The sequence below is a fragment of the Rhodothermales bacterium genome (assembly GCA_039944855.1).
Taxonomy (GTDB): Bacteria; Bacteroidota; Rhodothermia; order Rhodothermales; family JANQRZ01; genus JBBSMX01.
The window spans coordinates 410,941-434,993 of record JBDUXZ010000020.1 but is presented as its reverse complement, the minus strand read 5'-3'; the positions used below and the strand labels follow the sequence as shown (position 1 = coordinate 434,993).

Sequence of the window (24,053 nt, the reverse complement as noted above, 5' to 3'; positions counted from 1 at the left end):
GCGCCCATCGCTCTTATTTGAGCGACTCGGGGGACGCTGGCATATCGCTTGTGCTGGTCCCCAGCACACTCAGCCTCCGCCCGCTCATGCTGACGAACTACCTCCGCATCGCCCTCCGGAATCTCCGCCGTCAGCCCGGGTACGCCGCGCTCAACATCGTCGGCCTCGCGGTCGGCCTCGCGTGCTGCCTGTTCCTGCTCCTCTTCGTGCGCGAGGAGTTGAGCTACGACCGCTTCCACCCCAGCGCCGAGTCGGTCTACCGCGTCAACGTGGAGGTCCCACAGCTCGACGCGACGATCGCGATCAGTCCCAACATCGTCGCGCCCCTCCTGAGGCGGGAGTTTCCCGAGGTGCTCGCCGCCACCCGCATCGAGGCCCACGGCGGCGTGGTCCGCGCGGGGGAGCGGATCTTCGACGACAACCACTTCTACTTCGCCGACTCGACGTTCTTCGACGTCTTCGACGGGTTCACCCTCCTCGCAGGCAACGCGGCGACGGCACTGAATCGTCCCAACACGGCCGTGCTCACGGCGTCGACGGCCGAGAAGTTTTTCGGCGACGCGAGCCCGCTCGGGCAGACGATCGTCCGTAATAACGATCAGGCGTTCGAGGTGACAGGCGTGATGGAGGACGTACCCGCGACCTCGCACTTCTCGTTCGACTTCCTCGCATCCTTTGCCTCTCGGGAGAACTGGGCGAAGAACGAGCAGTGGGGCTCGGCCAACTTCTTCACCTTCCTCCGCCTCCCAGACGCCGAGGCCGCCGCGCCGCTCCAGACGAAGATCGATGCACTCACCGAGCGGCTCCGGGCCGAGAACGAGGAGAACGTCCGCATCCTCGCGCTCCAACCGCTGACCGATATCCACCTCCGCACCGACATCGCGTACGACCTCGACGCGACGGGCGACCGCACGGCGGTCTACGGGTTCGCGACGGTGGCGCTGCTGATCCTGCTGATCGCGTGCATCAACTACATGAATCTCGCGACGGCGCGCGCCGGGCAGCGAGCCAAAGAGGTCGGGCTGCGGAAGTCGCTCGGGGCGTACCGGGGACAACTCGTCGGGCAGTTCTATAGCGAGTCGGCCCTCCTCACGCTCGGCGGGGTGCTGCTCGCGCTCGGGATCGTCGGGCTCGGGCTGCCGGCGTTCAACGCGCTCAGCGGCAAGGCGCTGGGGTTCGCGGCGCTCGGCGAGCCGGGGGTCGTGGCCCTCATCGCCGGGACGTTCCTCGTCGTGAGCTTGGTAGCCGGGAGCTATCCGGCGTTCTACCTCTCGGCGTTCCACCCCGCGCGCGTGCTCCGCAGCCGAGCCATCGCGGGCGGCGGCGCGACGTGGCTGCGCAAGGGGCTCGTCGTGCTCCAGTTCGGGATCTCGGCGTTCCTGATCGCGGGGACGCTCGTCGTCCTCAGCCAGCTCCGCTTCATGGGTGATCAGGCGCTCGGGTTCGACAAGGAGCACCTCGTCGTGCTCCCGCTCAACGACCAGATCCTGCTGGAGAAATACCCGGCGATGGAGGTGGCGTTGCGCCAGCACCCCGGCATCGTGGCGACGGCGGGCATCAACCAGATTCCCGGCCAGCTCGGCTGGACCTCCGGCTTCCACGCGGAAGGCCTCGCTGAGGAAGACGAGTTTCTGATCAAAGGCCTCCCCGCACAGGCCACCGTCGTGGATGGGCTCGGGCTGCAGCTCGTCGCCGGGCGCGGCTTCCCGGCAGACCCGCCGGAGCCGGACTCGGCAAACTATCTGCACATCCTCAACGAGACGACCGTCGCCAGGCTCGGCTGGACCCCGGAGGAAGCGGTGGGACGGCGCGTGGCCGTGGACAGCCGGTGGGGCGAGGTGCTCGGCGTCGTCGAGGACTTCCATTTCCGCTCGCTCCACGAGACGATCGAGCCCCTCTCCATCTGGTACGATCCGGGCAACGTGTTCAACCTCGCTATCCGCCTCGCGCCGGGCGAGACGCGCGCCGGGCTGGACCACGTCGAGACCGTCTGGGGCCAGTTCGCTGCACACCGCCCGTTCTCGTACCGCTTCCTCGACGACGTGTACGACCGGCTCTACCGGAACGAGCGGCGGACGGGGCAGATCGTGAGCGTGTTCGCGTTCCTCGCCGTCTTCGTGGCGTGCCTCGGGCTGTTCGGGCTGGCTTCGTTCACGGCGGAGCGTCGGACGCGCGAGGTCGGCGTGCGAAAGGTGCTCGGCGCGAGCGTGGCGAATCTCGTGCTGCTCCTCGCCCGCGACTTCGTGCTGCTCGTCGGCGTGGCGTTCGTCATAGCGGTGCCGCTAGCGTGGCTCGGGATGGACGCGTGGCTCGACGGCTTCGCCTATCGCATCGGGCTCGGGCCGGGACCATTCCTCATCGCTGGTGCACTCCTCTTCGCGATTGCCCTGGTGACGGTGAGCACGCAGGCCTTCCGCGCCGCCACCGCCGACCCGGTCAAGGCCCTACGCACCGAGTAGAGATCGGCGCGCTCGTGCCGAGTCGTCGGCCCCAAGCACACGCGGCCCGACCGGAGAACCGGCGGGCCGCGTGGCGTTCAGCGAACGGCGAGAGACGCCCGTTCTACTCCATCTCGTCCATCTTCTCCATGCCCATGTCCGCCGCCACGATGGGCCGCCAGATCTGGTCCATGTGCTCGGCCCCTTCGTAAGCCCAGTTGAACTTCTCCTCTACGCCCATCCCCTCGGCCTCCTCCATCGTCATGCCTTGCGAGGCGGCGAATTTCGGGAAGAGCTCGTCGTACGGGACGCTGTCCATCATGTCCCAGTTCGGATAGTTCGTGACCACCATGAAGTTGTACTCGTTGCCGGTGTCGTGGCGCATCCAGAAGCGCTCGTACCCCTCGACGTTCTCCGCGACGAAGGTGTGCCACGGGACGTCGTAGGTCTGGATGAGGGCGACGAGGCTATCCATGCGCGAAGGCTTGATCTTGAACTGCGTCATGTACGCCACCATGTCCGGCTTCATGTCGCCGTCTTCGTTCCCACTCCGGATAGCCCGCGCGATGGGTCGCCAGATCTGGTCTATGTGTTCGGAGCCGTCATAGGCCCATTCGAACGCCGTATTGACCATGCCGTCCTCGGCCTCCATTTCCTCCACGGTCATGCCCATCGAAGCGGCGAACCCCGGACCGAAGTCGTCGAACGGAATCTCATCGCCGCGGACCATATCCCAGTCGGGGTACATCGTCACGGTCATGAAGTTGTACTCGTTGCCGGTGTCGTGGCGCATGTGCCACCGCTCGTAGCCCTCCACGTTGTCTGCGACGAAGTTGTGCCACGGGATGTCGTACTTCTCCGTGAGCGCGGTGAGGCTGTCCACCCGAGCCTGATGGATTTTGTGCTGGGTCATGTAGAACACGGGACCGTCTTGCGCGGCAGCGGGGGAGATCACGGGGGAGAGGAAGCCTGCGAGGAGCAGGAGAGAAACGTATCGCATAGCGCAACGGGGGTTGAGGTGATCGGAGCAGGTCGGGCCGAAGCCGCTTTCAAGGTAGTCGGCAGCGGGTTAGCGCGCTTGCTTTAAACCAAAGGAATCAAATACTAGCAACCCGCAACCTATTCATCCCATTCCGACTCCCCCGCCGTTCATCGAACCGTCGCACCGTCCGCGTGGCGCCTCCCGCGCCGGTCGGCACGCGTTGCGCGCTGGCGCACAGCGGGTGGGCGCTGGCGCACACCGGCCGCCGCCGCACCCGCGTCGTGCTCGCGTTTAGGCCGGGTGACGCGGCTGGCATATCGCTTGTAATGGGGAGTCCAGCCCCTTCGCCGCTACCGCCGATGCTGACGAACTACCTCAAAATCGCCCTCCGCAACCTCGCCAAGCGGAAGGCTTTCTCGTTCATCAACATCGCCGGCCTCGCCATCGGGATGGCGTGTGCCCTGCTCATCTTCTTGAGCGTCCGCCAGGACCTCGCCTTCGACCGGGGCCACGCGAAGGCGGACCGGATCTTCCGCGTGCTGACGATCGACGAGGCGCTCGGCGTCACGAGCACGCGCGTCGGCATCACGCTCCCGGCACTCGGCCCGACGATGGAGGCGGAACTGCCCGAGGTCGAGGAATCGGTCCGGCTCAACGGCGTCGGGCGGCAGCTGATGACCGTCGGGGACACGGACCTCTACGCTGAGGCGACGGTCCTCGCCGAGCCGTCGTTCTTCGTCGTCTTTGACTTCCCGCTCCGCGCGGGCGACGCGGCGACGGCCCTCGCCGAGCCGAACACCGTCGTCCTCACCGAGTCCACGGCCCGACGCCTCTTCGGCGACGACGAGGCGCTCGGGCAGACGATCACGCTCAACCACGACACGGACGTGCGGGTGACGGGCGTCGCCGCCGATCCACCCGTCGCGTCGAGCCTCCAGTTCGACCTCCTCCAGTCGCTCGTGCCGGGGCCCGACGAGGACGGCTTCCGGCAGTTCCTCGACTCGTGGAACAGCATCAGCCTGACGACCTACGTCGTCCTCCGCGACCCGGCCGCGGCGGCGTCTGTGCTCCCTCGAATGGAGGAGATCATCCGCCGGAACGAGGTCGGCGATAACTTCTCGGTGACGCTCCAGCCGCTCGCCGACGTCCACCTCCGCTCGTCCGACATCCTCTTCGACGAGAGCACGGGCAAGAGCGATCAGGGCTACGTCGTCGGGCTCTCGGCCGTGGCCGTGTTCGTGCTCCTCATCGCGTGCTTCAACTTCATGAACCTCGCGACGGCGCGGTCGGCGGAGCGGGCGCGCGAGGTCGGGCTGCGCAAGTCGATGGGGGCGAACCGCTCGCAGCTCGTGTGGCAGCACCTCGGCGAGTCGCTGCTGCTGTGCGTGCTCGCGTTCGCTGTCGCGCTCGGCCTCGTCGCGGCCTCGCTGCCCGTCGTCAACGCGGCGCTCGGCAAGCAGCTCGCGCTCGGCGTGCTCGCCGACCCGACGTTCGCGCTGCTGCTGGTTGGCGTGATGCTGTTCGTCGCGCTCCTCGCCGGGGCGTACCCCGCGTTCGTCCTCTCGCAGTTCCAGCCGGCGGCCGTCCTCAAGGGGTCGTTCGGCGGGAGCGCGCGGGGCGGGCTGCTGCGGCGCGCGCTCGTCGTGACGCAGTTCGCCGCGTCGGTCGTGATGATCGTCGGGGCGCTCGTGGTGTCAGAGCAGCTCGGGTTCATCATGGACAAGAACATGGGCTACCAGCGCGACCAGGTCCTCGTGCTCGAACTCGGCGACGCTCAGCTCCAGCGCAACGCCGACGCGCTCGAAGCAGCGCTCCGCCGCGCGCCCTCCGTCGCCGGAATCGCGGGCGCGACGTCGATGCCGGGCCGCCAGCTCGGCCGGCGCGGCGTGCTCCCCGAGGGTGCGAGCGAGGAGGACGTCTGGATCATCAGCGCCCTCGGCATCGACGACCAGTTCCTCCCGACGATGGGCATGGAACTCGCCGCCGGGCGCAACTTCTCCCCCGCCTTCGGCACCGACACGACGGAGGCCGTGCTCCTCAACGAAGCGGCCGTGCGGGCGTTCGGGTGGACGGACGCCGTCGGCAAGCACCTTACGTTCGGCGAGACCGAGCGGACCGTCGTCGGCGTGGTCAAGGACTTCCACTACGCCTCGGTGCGGCACCAGGTGGAGCCGCTGATGATGCTCTACCAGCCGGCGCAGAACCCGCTGCTCGCCGTCAAGCTCCGCCCCGCCGACGTGACCGGGACGCTCGCTGCCGTCGAAGTCGCGTGGCGCGCGGTCAACCCGGATTACCCGTTCGAGTACAGCTTCCTCGACCAGGAGTTCGCGCGGCAGTATCAGGAAGAGGCCAACTTCGCGCGCCTCTCGCGCGGCTTCACCGTCCTCGCGATCGTCATCGCCTGCCTCGGACTCTTCGGGCTCGCGACGTTCACGGCCGAGCAGCGGCGGAAGGAGATCGGCGTGCGGAAGGTGCTCGGCGCGAGCGTGCCCGGCCTCGTGGCGCTGCTGTCGAAGGAGTTCCTCGCGCTCGTCGGTGTAGCGTTCGTGATCGCGGCGCCGCTGGCGTATTTCGTGATGCGGGACTGGCTGGCCGACTTCGCCTACCGCATCGCGCTCGGGCCCGGCGTCTTCCTCTTCGCCGGCGGCCTCGCCCTCGCCGTGGCGCTCCTCACCGTGAGCTACCAGGCCCTCCGCGCGGCGACGACCGACCCCGTCAAAGCGCTCCGCTACGAATAGCTCCGTGCCCTCTGCCTCCTAACCTCGGCCTTCCCATGAGCCAGATCTGCGTCCCGATCCCCCCGATCGACCAAACCCAGACCATCGACCTCGACGTGATGATCGACGGGGAGAAGCAGCGCTTGCAGTACCGCGTCGAGACGCTGGAGTGGCCCGAAGAGATGGACTCGCGGGTCGACGCGCTCCGCGCGTTCATCGCCGCCCACGGCGACGAGTGGCTGCTCGTCCAGATCGGCACGCCGACGGCCGACCGCGTGCCTGTGATGTTCCGGCTCCGCACGCAGCGCGAAGCGCCGACGCCCGCCCAACCCTGATTACGAACCAACCCTGATTACAGACCAACCCTCATGCTCAAGAACTACCTGCTGTTGGGCTTCCGCAACGTGCAGAAGAACAAGGTGGCTTCACTGATCAACCTCGTCGGCCTGTCAGCCGCCGTGGCGTGCGCGATCACGCTGTTCCTCATCGTGCGTGTGATCAACGTCAACGACGACTTCCACGCGAACGGCGAGCGCCTCTTCCTCGTCGGGCACACGGTGGACCGCGACGCCGGACCGCAACGCTGGGGTACCGCTCCCGCCCCCCTCGGCCCGGCCCTCGTCGCCGACATTCCCCAGGTCGAGCGCGCCGTCCGCGTCGCCCACCACCCGGCGATGGTGCGGACCGACGGTGACGCCTTTCACGAGACGGTGTCTTTCGCCGACGTGGGGTTCTTCGAGGTGCTCACCTTCCCCTTGCTTCACGGGCGCGGGGCGGCCCTAGCCGATCCCGACGCCGTGATCCTGAGCGCGGAGATGGCGATGAAGTATTTCGGCAGGTACGATGTGGTGGGCCAGACGCTCGACGTTCGGTTCGGGGAGACGACCGGCGGAGACGGCACGGCCGAGACGCTAACCGTGGCGGGCGTCGCGGCCCCCTTCCCACGCAACGCCAGCTTCCGTTTCGATCTCTTGGTAGGCTACGAGAAGCAACGTGCGCTCGGCCTCGCCGACTCAGGGGACTGGGCGGCTTTCACGGAGGCGACCTTCCTTCTGCTTCGGCAACCGGACGATGCCCGCTCCGTCGCAGCGCAACTCGACCGCTACGTGCCTGTCCAAAACGCCGCCGGTGAGGTCCGGCAGGCAACGTCGTTCTTCCTCGACAGCGTCCGGCACCCGGACTGGCTGACAGCCTGGACCATCGAGGCCCGGGCCATGCAGGAACCGCTGGTGTGGGAGTCGCTGATGCTAGGCGTGATCGCCGTGCTGATGCTGCTCGTCGCGTGTTTCAACTACGTCACCATCTCGCTGGGGACCGCCGCACGCCGCCTCAAAGAGATCGGGATCCGCAAGACGCTGGGCGCGGAGCGGAGGCAACTCATCACGCAGTTCCTCACGGAGAACGTGGTGCTCTGCCTGCTGGCCTTGCTGGGCGGGATCCTGCTGGCCTGGACCGTGACCCTCCCGTTCATGAATGCGCGGCTCGCCCGGCCGATCCCCCTCGACCTCCTGGGTGCCCCCGGGTTCTGGGTGTTCCTGGTCGGGCTGCTCGCCTTCATCGGCCTGGTGTCCGGGGCCTATCCCGCCTTTTACATCTCCGCCTTCCAGCCCATCGAGGTCCTGCGCGGGAAGCTGAAGCTGGCGGAGAAGAAGGGCCTCACCCGCACCCTGACGACCGTGCAGTTCGTGCTGGCGTTCATCACGATCTGCCTCGCCGTGTTCACGGCCTCGCTCGACGACAAGCTCCTCGGCGGTGACTGGGGCTACGACCCATCCTCCCTTCTCGTGGTCCCGACCCAGAGCCCGGAGCAGCACGCCTGGCTCCGCCGCGAGGCCTCCGCGATGAGCCAGGTGCGTCAGGTCGCGGGGGCCGCCCATCACATCGGTGCCACGCGCCGACGCCTCACCGTCCAGGTGGCGGACGCCGACCGGGAGGTGGTCCACTTCGGAGTCGGACCCGACTACCTGGCGACCGTGGGCCTCGGTGTGGCGGCCGGGCGGGCGTTCGGCTCTATGTTCGGGGCAGACAGCGCGCGGTCGGTCGTGGTCAACCAGACCTTCGCCGCGGAGCAGGGGTGGGCCGACCCCGTCGGGGAGTCCGTGCGGATCGGCGGCTCAGCCTTCGCGGTGGTCGGCGTCGTAGACGACTTCTTGCTGGCCCCGCTGATGGGCACGGCCGTCCCGGTCGTGATGGGGCTGGCCGACGTCTCGCAGCACCGATTCATGGTGATCCGGGTCGAGACCGGGGCCACGGACCCGGTGGCCGCCACCCTCCGCGATCGGTGGGAGCGCGCGTTCCCGGGCACCCCGTTCGACGCCTTCGCTCAGGCCGAGGTCTTCACGCCCCAGTCCTTGAAGGGCCTCTCTGTCCTGATCGCGTACCTCGCGCTCTTCGCCCTCCTCATCTCCTGCATGGGGTTGTTCGGCATCGCCTCGCAACGCGCCGCGGGCCGAATCAAGGAGGTCGGCGTGCGCAAGGCGCTGGGTGCCCCAGCGGGGCAGATCGTCTTGCTGGTCAACCGCGAGTTCCTGGTCATGTTAGGCCTCGCTACGCTGATCGCCACGCCCCTGTGTTACCTGGGCCTCCGCACGGTGCTGTTCCTCGCGCCGGTGGAGATATCACTCGGCGCTGCGCCCTTCGTCCTCTCCAACGTCCTCGTTTTCCTCCTGGCGACGATGATGCTTTCGATGCAGACTCACCGGCTCGTGAAGGTGAAGCCAGCGGACGTGCTGCGGGATCAGTAGCACGGCATGATCGCTCCCCTATCCGAAATCAGAAGTCCAAACTCCAACTCCCATGATCGAGCTCCGCGGCATCAGCAAGTTTTTTAAGCAAGGCCTCCAGAAAACGTACGTCCTCCGCAACGTGGACCTCACCGTGCGCGAGGGCGAGTTCGTGACGATCCAGGGCCCGAGCGGTGCGGGGAAGTCCACGCTCATGAACATCATCGGGATGCTGGAGGAGCCGAGCGAGGGCGCGTACCTCTTCGAGGGCGAGCCCGTCCACCAGCTCAGCGAGCGGCAGCGGACGGCGCTCCACCGCGAGCACATCGGGTTCGTGTTCCAGGCCTACCACCTCATCGACGAGCTGACGGTGTACGAGAACCTCGAGACGCCGCTGCTCTACACGAAGGTGCCCAAGGCCGAGCGGCAGGCCCGCGTGGCCGAGATGCTCGACCGCTTCGGCATCGTCGCTAAGCGCGACCTCTTCCCGCACCAGCTCTCGGGCGGGCAACAGCAGCTCGTCGGCGTCGCCCGCGCGCTCATCATCCGGCCCCGGCTCATCCTCGCCGACGAGCCGACGGGCAACCTCCACAGCTCGCAGGGCGAGGAGGTGATGGAGGCGTTCCGCATCCTCAATGAGGACGACGGCGTGACGGTGATCCAGGTCACCCACTCCGAGCGGTGGACGGCTTACGGCAGCCGCCTGATCGAGCTCCACGACGGGTGGGTGGACGCCGACCGGCTCATCGAGACTCCCGTCGACTCGGCGGGCAGCGCGGGGTGAGCACGCGCGCGTGAGGACGAACGGGCGGAACGAAGCGGCTTTCGGGGCGGTTAGAGGCGGGCGCGCATCTCCCGCACCTCTCGCGCGTCCCCTCTCCCTTCTCGCCAGACCGTCGCGACCATGTCCCGCCTCCTCGCGCTCCTCGTCCTGTTCGCCGCCGCGCCCGCGCTCGGCCAGCCCGCCCTCCTCCAGACGCTGACCGACCCGAACCCCACGCCCGGCAGCCAGTTCGGCAGCGCCGTCGCGCTCAGCGGCGACTACATCGTCGTCGGCGAGCCCGGCGAGGCCGGGGCGATTGGGCGGGCGTTCGTCTTCGTCCGCGAGGCCGGCGCGGACACGTGGACGCTCGACGAGCAGCTCGTCCCGAGCAGCCTCGAAACGGGCGGCGAGTTCGACCCCGCCTTCGGTGCCGCCACCGACTTCGATGGGACCGAGGTCCTCATCGGGGCGCCGTATGAGAGCGAGGGGGAGATCAACAGCGGCGCGGCCTACGTCTTCCGCCGGGACGATGCGATGGGCGACTGGCTCGACGTCGCCAAGCTGAAGGCGCCGACGCCGGCGCTCGAAGAGCAGTTCGGCGCAGCCGTCGCGATCAGCGACGCCACCGCCGCCGTCGGAGCCTTCGCAAACGACGCCGCTGGGGACGAGGCGGGGGCCGTCTTCCTCTACACGCGCGACGCCTCCGGCGCGTGGAGCTTCGCCCAGCAGCTCACCGCCGCCGACGCCGGCCCCGGCGAGCGCTTCGGCTTCTCCGTTGCGCTCCGCGGCGACGTGCTCGTCGTCGGCCTCTTCAACGAGATCGTGCCCGACAGCCCCGGCGCGGCGTACGTCTTCGAGCGCGACGGGGACGGCACGTGGCAGCAAGTCCAGAAGCTCTCGCCCGACGCCGTCGAGCCCAACGACCGCTTCGGCTTCGACGTCGCCACGGACGGGACGGCGATCTTCGTCGGCGCCCCGCTCTCGACGCCCAACGAGCAGGGCGCAGCGTACGTCTTCGAGCGCACGGGGGCAGGCGCGACCCCGTGGGTGCAGGCCTTCCGGCTCATCTCCGTCGCCCCGCAGGACAACGCGCAGTTCGGCACGTCGGTCAGCGTGGAGGGCGACCGCGCGGCGGTGGGCGCCCCGCTCGACGGCACGGACGTGGCGGCCGGGGCCGTCTACACGTTCGACCGTGAGAACGGCGTCTGGGCCCCGGAGAACCGGCTGAGCGTCGCCGGGCTGGAGGAGACCGCGCTCTTCGGCAACGACGTCGCCCTCCGCGACGGCCTCACCGTCGTCGGCAGCCCCGACGCCGACGGCGACGCCGAGGACACCGGCGCCGCCTTCGTCTTCGCCCTCACGACGACGGCGGCCGAGGACGACACCGCGCCCGACGCGTTCGGCCTCGGCGTGCCGTTCCCGAACCCTGTCCGCTCGATCGCCACGATTCCGTACACGCTTGACGACGCCGGGGACGTGGCCCTCACGGCGTTCGATGTGCTCGGGCGCGAGGTCGCCGTGCTGGACGCGGGCCGCCGGCCGGCCGGCTCCGGCTCCGTCACGTGGGCCACGCGCGGCCTGCCCGCCGGGGTCTACTTCGTTCGCCTCACCGACGGCGAGCGCACGGCCACGCGTAAGGTGCTCGTCATCCGATAACGCCGAGGCTCACGCCGCGTCGAGGAACTCGGCGGCGCGCTGCTCGGACCAGTATTCTCCGTCCGCGCCGAAGCGCACGAAGCCGACGTGGCCGCCGTGCGTGGGCACCTCCAGCGTAAGGTGCTCGCTCTGCCGGGCCGCCTCCGTGGGGTAGCACGACGGCGCGAGGAACGGATCGTCGGCGGCGTTGACGAGGAGCGTCGGGACGCGGATGGCGTCGAGGAAGTGCTGGCTCGAACTCCGGTGCCAGTAGTCGGCCGCGTCGTCGAAACCGTGCAGCGGCGCGGTGTAGCGGTCGTCGAAGCCGCGGAAGTCGCGGATGCCGCCGAGCCCGTCGGTGCTGACCGCGTCGGGGAACTGCTCGGCCTTCGCGCGGACCTTCCCGCTCAGGCTGCGGAGGAAGTAGCGCATGTAGAGCCCGTTCGCCCACCGCCCCAGCGCCACCGACGAGGCCGCGAGATCGACGGGCACGGAGAACGCGACGGCGCGGGCGACGGGCGCGGCCTCGCCCTGCTCGCCGAGGTACTTCAGCGTGAGGTTGCCGCCGAGCGAGAAGCCGACGAGCGCGACCTCGTCGTAGCGCTGAAGCGCGTGCTGCATGACGGCGTCGAGGTCGTCGGTGGCCCCGCTGTGGTAGAGGCGGAGCTGGCGGTTCGGCTCGCCGCTGCACCCGCGGAGGTTCCACGCGAGCGCGTCCCACCCGTGGCGGTTCAGCGCCCGCGCCATGCCCCGGACGTAGGCCCGGTCAGCACTGCCCTCGAGCCCGTGCGAGATCACGACGAGGCGGTCCGCCCCGACGCGCGTCCAGTCGAGGTCGAGGAAGTCACCGTCGGGCGTGGCGATCCGCTCGCGCTCGTAGCCCGGCCCGTCGACGCGGCGGAGGCGGCCGGCGAAGACGGTCTGAAGGTGCGGGTTGGAGAAACCGAGGGGCGCCGAGTATGCGGAGGCGAGCAGGGGCATGGCAGAACGCGATGGGCGGTGTTGGGACGTGATGGGTGAGGGACTTCGCCTATGATCCCCAGAGCGTAATGTTTTCGTTATTAGATCGACGACTGAACGCCCACGACCACGTGCCGGCATAACGAAGGCTGGTTGTTATCTCTACGGGAGATGAGGGAGCGTACGGATGGCGCATAGTGTACGCGCCACAACTACCCTATCTCTATGCCCCGACTCTCTTGACCATGTGAGCAGGCGCGTGATAAATAACTAGGTGGATGTAATCGATCTTCACCAAGCATCCCACCTCCCCAGACGATGGTGCAGTCGCCGATATGGCTGTCCCTGACTCACCCGGACTTCAGAGAGCGTGCGCTCCGCGCCACCCACCACGCGGACGATCTCTTCCAGACTCTTTCACCCTGACCTCTAACGAGGGTATTCGCTATGAACCAACGTCACAGTCTAGGTGGGCAGCTCTTTCGGCTCCCCCTGCTCCTCACCATGCTCGCGCTCCTCGCGAGCGTGTTCCTCGCGCTCCCAGCGCAGGCCCAGCAGGCGCCCGATCCGAATACGGATCCGGAGGGCTACGAGATCTGGAAGCTGAGCCAGTCTCGGACCGCCGAGACCTCCAGCCTGCAGGCCCCCGCCGCACCGTCCGCTCGTGACGCATCGGACGATGTGGCCGCGCATGGCGGCGGCCTCCTCGTTCCGTACATGAACGATGGGTCCTGGACCCTCTTCCCGGCCAACGACGACGGCTCGACCGGGTTCTTCCCCCTCCCGTTCACCTTCGAACTCTACGGGAGCACCTACAACAACGTCTGTCTCAACAACAACGGCAACGTCACGTTCGACACTTGCTTCGGCGGGTTCACCCCGTCCGGGTTCCCGCTCGCCGGGCTCGTCATGGTCGCTCCATTCTGGGGTGATGTGGATACGAGGAACGGCGGGGAAGTCGCTTATAAGCAGACGACGCTCGATGGGCAAACCGTCTTCGTAGCCCACTGGGAGAACGTGTCGTACTTCGCTCCCACCAACGACCTGCGCAACACCTTCCAGGTCGTCATCGCCGACGGCCCGACGCTCCCCGGTGGCAACAACGTCTGCTTCAGCTACGGCAACATGGACTGGACCACCGGCGGCGCATCGGGCGGTTCCGGTGGCTTGGGCGGTAGCCCCGCTACCGTCGGCGCGAACCGTGGAAACGGCGTTGACTTCTTCCAGTACGGCCGCTTCAACGAGGACGGTACGGCGTACGACGGCCCCGGCGGTAACAACGACGGCGTCGACTTCCTCGACAACGGCCAGGTCTGCTTCGACACGGGGGGCGAAGGGTCCAGCAACATCCCGCCGGTCGTCCTCTCCGAGCCCGACTCGCCCATCATGGTAGCTGCGGGCGACCCGATCAACTTCACGGTCCAGTTCATCCCGCCGGAAGTCGATCAGACCATCGCTTCGGTTACGACCTCGGATGCGGGCGATGTCGAATGCGAAACGACGTTCGGCCCGGCCGGCGGCGTGACCACCGTCACCTGCTCCGGCTCCATCGCCGCGGGGGGTATGTACACCATCGACGTGGAAGCCACTGACGATGGAATGCCCCAACGGTCGACGACCGTGGAGGTCGATATCATCGTGGAAGGTGACGAGCCCGAAGCCACGTGCGAGGATCTCATCCTCTCGGACGTCGCTGCTGCCGGCGACGGCAACGCCATCGCCATCCGCAACACCGGCCTCGGCTCCATCGACCTCGACGCCTCCGGGTGCTCGCTCGCCGCAACCTACCAGAACGTCTACGTCTCCTTCGATCTCTTTGGAGACCTAGCCTCGGGCGAGGAGACCGTCTACTCGGACTTTGGGCAGATCCGCAGCGTCTTCGGCGGCCTCGCCATCCTCGACCGCGACGCGGTCATGACGGGAACGTCGATTCCGGCCATCCAGCCCAACATCATCGCCTCGCTCGTCTACCTCGGGAACGATGTCATCTACGGGTTCTTCCACCGCAACGAGGCGATCTTCCAAGCGCAGTGCGATGACTTCTCCCCGATGCGATACCACCCCTTCGCCCAGAGCCAGTGCGCCGCGCTTGCCCGCGGCGACGGCGACGGCCCCGTGGCGATCACCCACGCTGACCTCACGGAGGCCATGTTCACGGCCGAGCGCGGCGCGACGGCGGTGGAGGGCGCGGCACTCCCGACGGCGTTCGGCCTCTCGGCGGCGTACCCCAACCCGATGACGGAGCGCGGCTCGCTCACCGTCGACGTGCCCGAAGCCGCTTCGGTCCGTGTCGTCGTCTACGACGTGCTCGGCCGCGCCGTGGCGACGCTTCTCGACGAGGCCGTCGAGGCGGGGCGCTACGAGGTGTCGCTCGACGCGGCGTCGCTGGCGCCGGGGACGTACCTCGTCCGGCTCGCGGCGGACTCGGCCGTGGCGACGCAGCGCGTGACCGTCGTCCGCTAACCGAGGGCCGCGCCCGGGCCGCCCTCCGGGGCCCGGGCGCGGCACCTCTCCCCTACTTTCCTTTTCCGACACTCGACAGAGCACTCCTATGAACGACCACACGCAGACCCCGCAGGCCTCCCCCGCTCCCCTCCGCAAACCGTTCGCGCCGCCGTCACTCGAGCGGCTCGGCGCGCTCGCCTCAGTGACGCGGGGCCCGGGGATGACGGGAACGCAGGACGCGGTCATCTTCCAGATGGGCGGCGATCCGAGCGACGATCCCTCCTAAGCTGCACGCTCGGGTTGGCTAGTGCGGCGGGCGCTCCTCTTCGGGGGAGCGCCCGCCGCCGTGTAGGGTATATTCGGCGATCTTCAACTACGACCGCTCTCGCCCATGCTCGCTCGCCTCGCCCTCCTCTGCCTGCTCGTCGCCCTCGCCGGCTGCGCCCGCACTGAGCCCGTCACGACGGTCTCCGTCAACGCCATCGAGCCGCCGGCTCCCACGGTCCTCGCCACCCGGCTCGCGCTGCCGCACGACGTCCACTCCTACGCGAATCCCGCGGAGGCCCGCGTCACCGACGTCGCGCTCGCCCTCACGGCGGACTTCGACGCGAAGCAGCTCCACGGCACCGCCACCCTCACCGTCGACCGCGCGCCCGACGCCGAGGAGGTCATCCTCGACACGCGCGACCTCACGATCGAGGCCGTCACGACGGTCGATGGCACCCCGCTGGACTTCGCGCTCGGCACAGCCGACCCCTTTCTCGGCCAGCCCCTGCGCGTGGCGCTCCCCGAGGCCGGCGACCAGGTCGTCGTCCGCTACCGCACGGCGCCCGACGCCGCGGCGGCCGTGCAGTGGCTGAGCCCCGCGCAGACGACGGGCGGCGACTACCCCTTCCTCTTCACGCAGGGCCAGGCCATCCTCACCCGGACGTGGGTGCCGACGCAGGACAGCCCCGGCATCCGCCAGACCTACTCCGCTGAGATCACCGTGCCCGAGCCGCTCGTGGCCGTGATGAGCGCCGAGATGCTCACGCCCGAGGGCACCCCCACCGACGACGGCACCGGCACGACGTACCGCTTCCGCATGCGCGAGCCGATCCCGCCTTACCTCATCGCCCTCGCGATTGGCGACCTCGAGTTCGAGGCCGTCGGGCCGCGCACGGGCGTCTGGGCCGAGCCCGCCGTCGTCGACGCCGCGGCGTACGAGTTCGCCGATATGGAGGAGATGATGGACGCGGCCGAAGGGCTTTACGGGCCGTACCGCTGGGGCCGCTACGACGTCATCGTCCTCCCCTCGTCGTTCCCGTTCGGCGGGATGGAGAACCCCCGCCTCACGTTCGCCACGCCGACGATCCTCGCGGGCGACCGCTCGCTCGTGAGCCTCATCGCGCACGAGCTCGCCCACTCGTGGTCCGGCAACCTCGTCACGAACGCGACGTGGAGCGACTTCTGGCTCAACGAGGGCTTCACGTCGTACTTCGAGAACCGCATCATGGAGGAGGTCTACGGCGCCGAGTACGCCCGGATGCTCGAATCGCTCAGCCGCCGCGGCCTCGCCGACGAGCTCGGCGAACTCCCCGAGGCCGACCAGCACCTCTACCTCGACCTCAAAGGCCGCGACCCCGACGACGGCATGACGGCGATCGCCTACGACAAAGGCGCCGCCTTCCTCCGCACGATCGAAATGGCCGTCGGCCGAGAGCGCTTCGACGCGTTCCTGCGGCAGTACTTCGACGAGTTCGCCTTCCGGCCGATGACGACGGAGCGGTTCCTCGCCTACCTCGACGCGAACCTGATCCAGGGCGACGCCGAGCTGCGGGCGCAGATCCAGCCCGAGGCGTGGGTCTTCGGCCCCGGCCTGCCCCCGAACGCCGCGCCCGTCGCCTCCGAAGCCTTCGCCCGCGTCGAGGCCCAGGCCGAGGCGTTCACGAGCGGCACCGCGCCGGACGAGCTCGACACCCACGACTGGACCACGCACGAGTGGCTCCACTTCCTCGACGCCCTCCCCGACGAACTCAGCCCGGACCAGCTCGCCGCGCTCGACGCCGCGTTCGGGTTGACGGCGACGGGCAACAGCGAGATCCTCTTCGCGTGGCTGCGCACGGCGATCGCGAATCGCTACGAGCCCGCGTTCCCCGCGCTCAAGAGCTTCCTCACCCGGCAAGGCCGGCGGAAGTTCGTCAAGCCGCTCTACGAAGACCTGATGGCGACGGACTGGGGGCAAACGATGGCGCAGGAGATCTACCGCGAAGCCCGCCCCGGCTACCACTCCGTCTCGACCAACTCCATCGACCCCGTCGTCGGCTGGACGGGAGGCGAGTGAGACCCGTTCAGCCTCCCACTCTGCCCCGTGTCATCCCGAGCTCGTCGAGGGATCTCTCGGGTCTCCGCCTCGCAGCATGAGAGATGGGCTTCGCCGAGCCTTCAGGCTCTTCGGCTCCGCTGCCTGGTATCACCGCCAGCGCCGCGCCATGAGCGACTCCGTCGGTCCCTCGGGCTCCGTGGAGACGGCCCCCTCGGGCGGGCGCGGGTCGAGGCCGTAGAGCGCCGTCATCGTCTCGAACAGCTCGGGGTGGCGCTCGGCGAGGGCGGCGGGCCGCTCGAAGAACACCTCCGTCGTCACCGCGAAGAACTCGGCGGCGTTCGTCGCCGCGTAGCGACGGAGCATCGATTGGCCTCGCTCGATGAGCGCCGTCTCGCGGCGGACGAGCGCCGTCCACGGCTCCACCGAGCCGGGGTCGAGCAGGGATGGGACGCCGTCGGCATAGAGGTCGTCGTAGTCGAAGAGGTGGGCGAGCTCGTGGAGGACGACGTTCGAGCCCTCCTCGGGCCGCTCCCAACTCCGGCGCACGGCGGGGGCGGAGAGGATCACCGGCCCCTGCGGGTGGACCATCCCGTCGTACGCAGGGTCGAGCCCGGTGTAATCGTCGCCGAAGTGGCCGGGGTAGAAGAGGAAGGTCCGGTCGAGGCGGAGATCCCAGTCCGGCCGGCCGTGGAGGAGGAGCGCGACGCCGGCCGCGACGCCGAGCCGGAGGTCGTCCGTCACCTCCACCCCGCCAACGCCCTCGAAGCGCGCCTCGGCGAGCGCGATCTGCACGTCGCGCTCGAAGCGGCGGCGCGCACTGTCGTCGTCGAGCCGGGCGTAGAGCGGGACGTGGCGCCGCAGCCAGTCGCGCCGCGCCTCGGCGAGCGGACGGCGGACGGCCCGCCACCGGCGCACGGCCCCGCGCAGCCCGAACCACAGCACGAGCACGGCCGCGACGACCCCGAGCAGCACGCCCCACGGCCCGAACGCCGCCGACTGCACGGCGATTGCGGCCACGCCGCCGCCGAGCAGGAGCGCGAGCGCGAGGGGAAAGCCGACGGACGAGGGATGAGCGACGCGCATAGGTGCGGGAGGGTGCGGAGCGGGCAAGCTATCGAAAGAACCACGAAGCGTCCCGTTCCACGCGAACCTCGGCGGGGGAAATCCGTCTCATCTCGCCTCCTCGTTCGCCGCCTCTCTCCCCTCCGACCATGCCCGACCAGCCGACCGCCACCGACACCGTCCGCCTCCAAGTCGCCGGGGCCCAGAACCCCGACGTGGGGAAAGGCGCAGCCCGCATCAGCCAGGACGCCCTCGACACGCTCGGGCTCGGGCAGGGCGGCATCATCGAGATCCTCGCCAAGCGGACGACGGCCGCCGTCGCGCTCCCGCCGTACCCGCAGGACGAGGGGCTCGGCATCATCCGGCTCGACGGGCTCCAGCGGATGAACGTGCAGGTCGGCCTCGGCGACCACGTCGAGATTCGGAAGGCCGAGATCCGGCCGGCGAAGAAAGTCACCGTCGCCCCGGCGCAGAAGAACATCCAGCTCACCGGGCCGGGCGAGGCGCTGATGCGGACGCTCCTCGGCCGCCCGCTCACCGCCGGCGACGTGATCTCGACGAGCGTCTACCGCAAGCAGCCGGGGATGGACGGCGGTCAGTTCCCCGAGGAGGTCATGCGCGCGTTCTTCCAGCAACGCGCCTTCGGCCTGCAGGAGATCCGCCTCACGGTGATCTCGACGAGCCCGCGCGGCATCGTCCAGGTCACGCAGGAGACCGAGATCGAGCTGCTCCCGCAGTTCGCCGAGCCCGAGGAGGCCATGCAGCTCGGCATCACCTACGACGACGTCGGCGGGCTCGGCAAGACGATCGACCAGGTGCGCGAGATGGTCGAGCTCCCGCTCAAGCACCCCGAGCTGTTCTCCCGCCTCGGCATCGACCCGCCGAAGGGCGTCCTCCTCTACGGCCCGCCCGGCACGGGCAAGACACTCCTCGCGCGCGCCGTCGCCGCCGAGAGCGACGCGCAATTCTTCCACATCGCCGGGCCCGAGATCATGGGCAAGTACTACGGCGAGAGCGAGGGGCGGCTGCGGGAGATCTTCGAGGACGCGCAGAAGAACGCGCCGTCGATCATCTTCATCGACGAGATCGACTCGATCGCGCCGAGCCGCGGCGAGACGGGCGAGGTCGAGCGCCGCGTCGTCGCCCAGCTCCTCACGCTGATGGACGGGCTGGAGCCGCGCCAGAACGTCGTCGTCATCGCCGCCACCAACCGCGTCGACGCGATCGACGAGGCGCTGCGCCGGCCGGGCCGGTTCGACCGCGAGATCGTCATCGGCGTGCCGGACCTCCCGGGCCGCCGCGAGATCCTCAACATCCACACGCGCGGGATGCCGCTCGCCGACGACGTCCGCCTCGACGAGATCGCGCGGATGGCCTACGGCTTCGTCGGCGCCGACCTCTCGGCGCTCGCGCGCGAGGCCGCGATCGAAGCGCTCCGCCGCCACCTCCCCGAGATCGACCTCGAGCAGCGCGAGATCCCGCCCGAGGTGCTCGACAAGCTCATCGTCACGCGGCACGACTTCATGGAGGCGGTCAAAAACGTGCAGCCCTCCGCCCTCCGCGAGATCATGATCCAGGTCCCGAACGTCGGCTGGGACGACATCGGCGGGCTCGACGAGACGAAGGAGGCGCTGCGCGAGGGGATCGAGCTGCCGCTGAAGAACCCCGAGGCGTTCCGGAAGATCGGCATCCGCCCCGCGAAGGGGTTCCTCCTCTACGGCCCGCCCGGCACGGGGAAGACCCTCCTCGCGAAAGCCGTCGCCCGCGAGGCCGAGGCCAACTTCGTCGCCATGAAGTCGAGCGACCTCCTCTCGAAGTGGTACGGCGAGAGCGAGAAGCAGGTGAGCCGGCTCTTCGCCCGCGCCCGGCAGGTCGCCCCGACGGTGATCTTCTTCGACGAGATCGACGCCCTCGCGCCCCAACGCGGCGGCGGGCTGGGTGAGCCGGCGGCGACGGAGCGCGTCGTGAACACCCTCCTGGCCGAGATGGACGGGCTCGAAGAGATGCAGGGCGTCGTCGTGATCGGCGCCACGAACCGACCGACGCTCCTCGACCCGGCGCTCCTCCGGCCGGGCCGCTTCGACGAGCTGATCTACGTGCCCGTCCCCGAGGCCGAGGGCCGGCGGACGATCCTCCGGATCCACACCGCCACGATGCCGCTCACCGCCGACGTGGACCTCGGCGCGATCGCCGAGCAGGCCGAGGGCTACACCGGGGCCGACCTCGAGAACCTCGTCCGCCGCGCCGGGCTCCTCGCCCTCCGCGAGGCGCTCAAGGACGGCGTGATGGAGGACGGCGAGGCGGCGGTGACGGCCGCGCAGTTCGAGCAGGCACTCGAGGACACGCGGGCGAGCGTGACGCCGGAGATGGAGAAGGAGTACCGTAAGCTCGCGGAGAAGCTGAAGCAGGAGAGCCCGCGCGGCGAGCGCATCGGCTTCGCGATCGGCAACGGGATCGAGTAGCGGGTCCTCGCCCTATCTCAGCGACTCTTCACACGTTGCCGGGTTGCTTTGTGCACCTGAGGGGCGGCTCTTCCCGTAGCGCGCTCAACGCCCTCACCCACAGATCACCCCGACTATGCCTACCTCGTATCGCACGGCCCTTCTCGGTGCCGCCCTCCTCGCCCTCCTCGTCCCCACCTCGGCCCACGCTCAGTACGGCAGCGGCGGCGCCGGCCTCGTCCTCGCGATCCCGCAGGGCGCCTTCGCCGACCGCATTGACGGCGTCGGCTACGGCCTCGGTGCCGAGTTCGTGGTCCACGTCCCGAACACGCCCGTCGGCTTCGGCCTCGCCGGCACGTTCGTCGTCTATGGGCAGGAGACGATCCGCGAACGCTTCGGCGGCGGCGCGCTCGGCCGCGTCGACGTCGACGTCGTGACGACGAACAACATCGCGCTCGGCCACGCCTTCGTCCGGCTCCAGCCGCCGATCGGCGCGTTCCGTCCCTATGCCGACGCCCTCGTCGGCTTCAGCTACCTCTTCACCGAGAGCCGGATCGAAGACGTGGACTTCAACGATGACCGCGACATCGCCTCCTCGACGAACTTCGACGACGGCGCGTTCTCGTACGGCATCGGCGGCGGCGTGATGGCGCAGGTCTACAGCGGGCGGCCCGAAGGCACCGGCCGCGCGATCTCCGTCTTCGTCGACGCCCGCGTGCGCTACCTCTTCGGTGGCGAGGCCGACTACCTCCGCGAGGGCAGCATCGACACGGACCGCGACGGCAACCTGACGTTCGACGTGACCCGGTCCCGCACCGACCTCCTCCTCCCGCAGCTCGGCGTGACGGTCCGGTTCTGAGGCATCGAGCGAACGCGCGATCGGTTCGGGCGGGGGCGGCGCCCCCGCCCGCGCGCCGACGAAGGAAACGGGTGGCTACGACGCCACGCTGAGGAGCTCCTCGGAATCGCCGAGGAGGGCCTGCGCGATGGGCCGGATGCGCTCGTACTCTCGCTCGACCTCGTCCAACAACGCGGCGACCGCGCCGATCTCACCGCCCAGCGCGTGGGTCTCGAGCGCTTCGCAGAGGCTCGCCATCGCCGTGAACCCGAGGAGGGCGCTGCTCGATTTCAGGGTGTGCGCGGTCTCGGCAGCGCCGGTCACGTCGCGGTCGGCGAAGCTGGACCGGGCGCGGCTCAAGAGGTCCTCGGTGCTGGTCAGGTAGCTGCCCGTGATCTCGCGGATGAAGTCCGGGTCGTCCTCGCCGATGCAAGCGATGAGTGCCGTGCGTGCGCTTCGCACCTCGGCTTCGGAGGCCGCATCGTCCCGGCGGAGCGGTTCGGCGGCGTACCGCCCGAGGGTCTCGCCGAGCGCGTGGACGTCCACGGGTTTCGCGAGGTACGCGTCCGCGCCGGCATCGAGGCACCGCTCCCGATCTCCTTGCATCGCGTTCGCCGTGAGCGCGATGATGTGCGGCTGCTCCTCGGCGCCGAGCGTCGCGCGGATCCGCCGCGTAGCTTCGAGCCCATCCATCTCCGGCATCTGCACGTCCATCAGGATGATGTCGTAGGGCTGGCGCTGGAGCGACTGGAGCACTTCGATACCGTTGGCGGCCACGTCGGCGCGGTACCCGAGGCGTTCGAGCATGCGGAGGGCGACCTTCTGGTTGACCACGTTGTCCTCGGCGAGGAGCACGCGGAGCGCGGCGCTCCCCGGCTCGACACGCGCGACGGACGGGACGGCCTTCTGCTCGGCGGCCTCGTCCTCGTCCTGCTCCACGTGCCCGAACACGTCGACGAGGGTGTCGTAGAGCTTCGCCGGTTTGATCGGCTTGTACAGCATCGCGCTCACGCCGTAACGATCGGCGGCCTCGCGGATCGCACCGTCCCGGTGGATCGACGTGAGCATGACGACGACGGGCGGGCGGGGGGTCTCCGACAGCGCCTTGGCGACGGAGAGCCCATCCATCTCCGGCATCTGCATGTCGAGGAGGACGAGGTCGAAGGGGTGCGCGGCGGCGAGCGCGAGCCCCTCCGGCCCGGAGGCGGCGACGGTCACGCGCATCCCCCACCGCTCGGCGAAGTGGCGGAGGATCTTCCGGTTCACCGCGTTGTCGTCGATGACGAGGACGTGGCGGCCGGCGAGCGCCGGCGGGTTCGGGCGGAGGAAGACGCGCCTCGTGCTCTCGGCCACCTCCACGCTCACGCTGAACGTGAACGTCGAGCCAGCTCCCACCTCGCTCGTGACGCCGATCGTCCCGTCCATGAGCGCGACGAGCCGCTTGCTGATGGCGAGGCCGAGCCCGGTCCCCCCGTGCTTCCGCGTCGTCGAGGCATCGGCCTGGCTGAAGCTCTCGAAGATCGAGTCGAGCTTGTCGGCCGGAATCCCGATGCCGGTGTCCTCGACGGCGAAGCGGATCTCACACCGGCCCGGCGCCTCGACGTCCTCGGGCGCGGCCGTAACCGTGACGCAGATGCTGCCCTGCTCGGTGAACTTCACGGCGTTTCCCAGCAGGTTCACGAGGACCTGCCGCACGCGCGTCGCGTCGCCCACAACCGTGCGGGGTGTGCCGTCCTCGATCATATAGGCGACTTCGATCCCGTTCCCCGCCGCGCGGCCAGCGACGAGGTCGAGCGCTTCCTCGACGCACGTGCGCACCTCGAAGGGGTGGAGTTCCAGGTCGAGGCGGCCGGCCTCGATCTTCGAGAAGTCGAGGATGTCGTTGATGAGCGTGAGGAGGGCGTCGCCCGAGGTCCGAACGGTCTCGACGAAGTCGCGTTGCTCGGCGTCGAGGTCGGTATCGAGGAGGAGGCTCGTCATCCCGATCACGCCGTTCATGGGCGTGCGGATCTCGTGGCTCATGTTCGCGAGGAACTCGCTCTTGGCCCGCGTCGCGGCCTCGGCCTGGTCTTTCGCCTGGACGGCTTCGGCCTTCGCGGCGGCGAGGTGGGCCTTGCTCTGGCGGAGCGCTTCGAGGATGCGGAGCCGGGCCGCGGCCGTGACGAACATGATCCCTCCCACGCCCGAGAGCGTCGAGAGCAGCTCGACGGGGCTGACCGAGGCGTCGGGGGCGGCGAGGAGGAAGGACCCGCTGAGGGCTACGAGCGCGACGAGGTGGAGCGCGATCCCCCAGACGGTGCGGGCGTCGAACGTGAGCCCGAGCGCACACGCGAAGATGGCGAAGCACAACCCGACCGCGTAGTTGGGATCGGCGGGGTTCTGCACCCACAGCCACGAGATGTACGCCGCGAGGATGTAGATGATGGCGTTGCCGATGACGGGGAGGTGGCGCCGCACCGTCTCGCTCATCCAGGATCCGATGGACGCGGCGAGCGGGAGGGCCGCCATGGCCGCGCGGAGACCGAGGGGGTCGAACGCCTCCGGGTCCAGCACGTGGTGGGCCAACCCCATCGCAAAGATCGCGACGGCCCCGACGATGCCGAGCGAGCGGTACGCACGGATGACGTCGTGATTGTCGAGGCCGGAAGGCTGTTCGGGGTCCAGACGGGGCATAAGATCGGGCCGTGTTAAGCAGACGCCGGGTGGGGCAACGGCGGCGGGGGAGTCCCGTGATTATCGGCCCG

Annotated in this window: 15 protein-coding genes; 11 read left to right on the top strand and 4 right to left on the bottom strand. The window is 69.2% G+C overall.

From position 1 onward, the window contains the following. The first annotated feature begins 86 nt into the window (after positions 1–86). Complete coding sequence (locus tag ABJF88_10940) at positions 87–2,459, top strand: ABC transporter permease (GenBank protein MEP0547438.1); 2,373 nt, start codon at positions 87–89, stop codon at positions 2,457–2,459. Positions 2,460–2,562: 103 nt separating this feature from the next. Here ABJF88_10940 and ABJF88_10935 read toward each other — a convergent pair whose 3' ends face one another. Further along, complete coding sequence (locus ABJF88_10935; protein ID MEP0547437.1) at positions 2,563–3,438, bottom strand: hypothetical protein; 876 nt, start codon at positions 3,436–3,438, stop codon at positions 2,563–2,565. Between the two features lie 341 nt (positions 3,439–3,779). Between ABJF88_10935 and ABJF88_10930 the strand changes: the two genes are divergently transcribed. The 5 genes from ABJF88_10930 (at position 3,780) to ABJF88_10910 (ending at position 11,279) form a co-directional block, all read left to right on the top strand. Then, the gene (locus ABJF88_10930) at positions 3,780–6,158 is read left to right on the top strand and encodes an ABC transporter permease (protein MEP0547436.1); all 2,379 of its coding nucleotides are present in this window, start codon (positions 3,780–3,782) and stop codon (positions 6,156–6,158) included. A 35-nt stretch (positions 6,159–6,193) separates the two neighbouring features. Next, positions 6,194–6,472 carry a hypothetical protein gene (locus ABJF88_10925; protein ID MEP0547435.1) on the top strand — a complete coding sequence of 93 codons (279 nt, stop codon included), beginning with the start codon at positions 6,194–6,196 and terminating at the stop codon, positions 6,470–6,472. Positions 6,473–6,505: 33 nt separating this feature from the next. Further along, positions 6,506–8,881 carry an ABC transporter permease gene (locus tag ABJF88_10920; GenBank protein MEP0547434.1) on the top strand — a complete coding sequence of 792 codons (2,376 nt, stop codon included), beginning with the start codon at positions 6,506–6,508 and terminating at the stop codon, positions 8,879–8,881. A 52-nt stretch (positions 8,882–8,933) separates the two neighbouring features. After that, on the top strand, positions 8,934–9,644 hold the full coding sequence (locus tag ABJF88_10915; GenBank protein MEP0547433.1) for an ABC transporter ATP-binding protein: 711 nt from the start codon (positions 8,934–8,936) through the stop codon (positions 9,642–9,644). A gap of 120 nt (positions 9,645–9,764) precedes the next feature. Then, positions 9,765–11,279 (top strand): T9SS type A sorting domain-containing protein, encoded by a 1,515-nt coding sequence (locus ABJF88_10910; protein MEP0547432.1) that lies wholly within the window; start codon positions 9,765–9,767, stop codon positions 11,277–11,279. 9 nt (positions 11,280–11,288) lie between these two features. Here the strand turns inward: ABJF88_10910 and ABJF88_10905 are convergent, their stop codons facing one another. Next, entirely contained in the window at positions 11,289–12,239 is a 951-nt protein-coding gene (locus tag ABJF88_10905; protein ID MEP0547431.1) for an alpha/beta fold hydrolase, read from the bottom strand. Between the two features lie 426 nt (positions 12,240–12,665). On the opposite strand from ABJF88_10905, the gene ABJF88_10900 reads away from it, so the two are divergent. From ABJF88_10900 to ABJF88_10890, 3 genes are all read left to right on the top strand, one after another. Further along, positions 12,666–14,681: a nidogen-like domain-containing protein gene (locus ABJF88_10900; protein ID MEP0547430.1), complete on the top strand. Its 2,016-nt coding sequence runs from the start codon at positions 12,666–12,668 to the stop codon at positions 14,679–14,681. An 88-nt stretch (positions 14,682–14,769) separates the two neighbouring features. Beyond that, entirely contained in the window at positions 14,770–14,949 is a 180-nt protein-coding gene (locus ABJF88_10895; protein MEP0547429.1) for a hypothetical protein, read from the top strand. A 105-nt stretch (positions 14,950–15,054) separates the two neighbouring features. After that, a complete protein-coding gene (locus ABJF88_10890; protein MEP0547428.1) occupies positions 15,055–16,986 on the top strand; it encodes a M1 family metallopeptidase in 1,932 nt (643 codons plus the stop codon). 129 nt (positions 16,987–17,115) lie between these two features. Here ABJF88_10890 and ABJF88_10885 read toward each other — a convergent pair whose 3' ends face one another. Beyond that, entirely contained in the window at positions 17,116–18,051 is a 936-nt protein-coding gene (locus ABJF88_10885) for a zinc-dependent peptidase (protein ID MEP0547427.1), read from the bottom strand. Between the two features lie 128 nt (positions 18,052–18,179). Here ABJF88_10885 and ABJF88_10880 point away from each other — a divergent pair, with 128 nt between their 5' ends. Both ABJF88_10880 and ABJF88_10875 read left to right on the top strand, forming a co-directional pair. Then, positions 18,180–20,492, top strand: a complete 2,313-nt coding sequence (locus tag ABJF88_10880) for a CDC48 family AAA ATPase (protein ID MEP0547426.1) — start codon at positions 18,180–18,182, stop codon at positions 20,490–20,492. A 115-nt stretch (positions 20,493–20,607) separates the two neighbouring features. Further along, a complete protein-coding gene (locus ABJF88_10875; GenBank protein MEP0547425.1) occupies positions 20,608–21,330 on the top strand; it encodes a hypothetical protein in 723 nt (240 codons plus the stop codon). A 75-nt stretch (positions 21,331–21,405) separates the two neighbouring features. On the opposite strand, the gene ABJF88_10870 is transcribed toward ABJF88_10875, so the two are convergent. Beyond that, a complete protein-coding gene (locus ABJF88_10870) occupies positions 21,406–23,982 on the bottom strand; it encodes a response regulator (GenBank protein MEP0547424.1) in 2,577 nt (858 codons plus the stop codon). Between the last annotated feature and the right edge of the window lie 71 nt (positions 23,983–24,053).

Coding starts and splice junctions, on each gene's coding strand:
- ABJF88_10940 (MEP0547438.1), top strand. CDS start 87: ATGCTGACGAACTACCTCCGCATCGCCCTCCGGAATCTCCGCCGTCAG.
- ABJF88_10935 (MEP0547437.1), bottom strand. CDS start 3,438: ATGCGATACGTTTCTCTCCTGCTCCTCGCAGGCTTCCTCTCCCCCGTG.
- ABJF88_10930 (MEP0547436.1), top strand. CDS start 3,780: ATGCTGACGAACTACCTCAAAATCGCCCTCCGCAACCTCGCCAAGCGG.
- ABJF88_10925 (MEP0547435.1), top strand. CDS start 6,194: ATGAGCCAGATCTGCGTCCCGATCCCCCCGATCGACCAAACCCAGACC.
- ABJF88_10920 (MEP0547434.1), top strand. CDS start 6,506: ATGCTCAAGAACTACCTGCTGTTGGGCTTCCGCAACGTGCAGAAGAAC.
- ABJF88_10915 (MEP0547433.1), top strand. CDS start 8,934: ATGATCGAGCTCCGCGGCATCAGCAAGTTTTTTAAGCAAGGCCTCCAG.
- ABJF88_10910 (MEP0547432.1), top strand. CDS start 9,765: ATGTCCCGCCTCCTCGCGCTCCTCGTCCTGTTCGCCGCCGCGCCCGCG.
- ABJF88_10905 (MEP0547431.1), bottom strand. CDS start 12,239: ATGCCCCTGCTCGCCTCCGCATACTCGGCGCCCCTCGGTTTCTCCAAC.
- ABJF88_10900 (MEP0547430.1), top strand. CDS start 12,666: ATGAACCAACGTCACAGTCTAGGTGGGCAGCTCTTTCGGCTCCCCCTG.
- ABJF88_10895 (MEP0547429.1), top strand. CDS start 14,770: ATGAACGACCACACGCAGACCCCGCAGGCCTCCCCCGCTCCCCTCCGC.
- ABJF88_10890 (MEP0547428.1), top strand. CDS start 15,055: ATGCTCGCTCGCCTCGCCCTCCTCTGCCTGCTCGTCGCCCTCGCCGGC.
- ABJF88_10885 (MEP0547427.1), bottom strand. CDS start 18,051: ATGCGCGTCGCTCATCCCTCGTCCGTCGGCTTTCCCCTCGCGCTCGCG.
- ABJF88_10880 (MEP0547426.1), top strand. CDS start 18,180: ATGCCCGACCAGCCGACCGCCACCGACACCGTCCGCCTCCAAGTCGCC.
- ABJF88_10875 (MEP0547425.1), top strand. CDS start 20,608: ATGCCTACCTCGTATCGCACGGCCCTTCTCGGTGCCGCCCTCCTCGCC.
- ABJF88_10870 (MEP0547424.1), bottom strand. CDS start 23,982: ATGCCCCGTCTGGACCCCGAACAGCCTTCCGGCCTCGACAATCACGAC.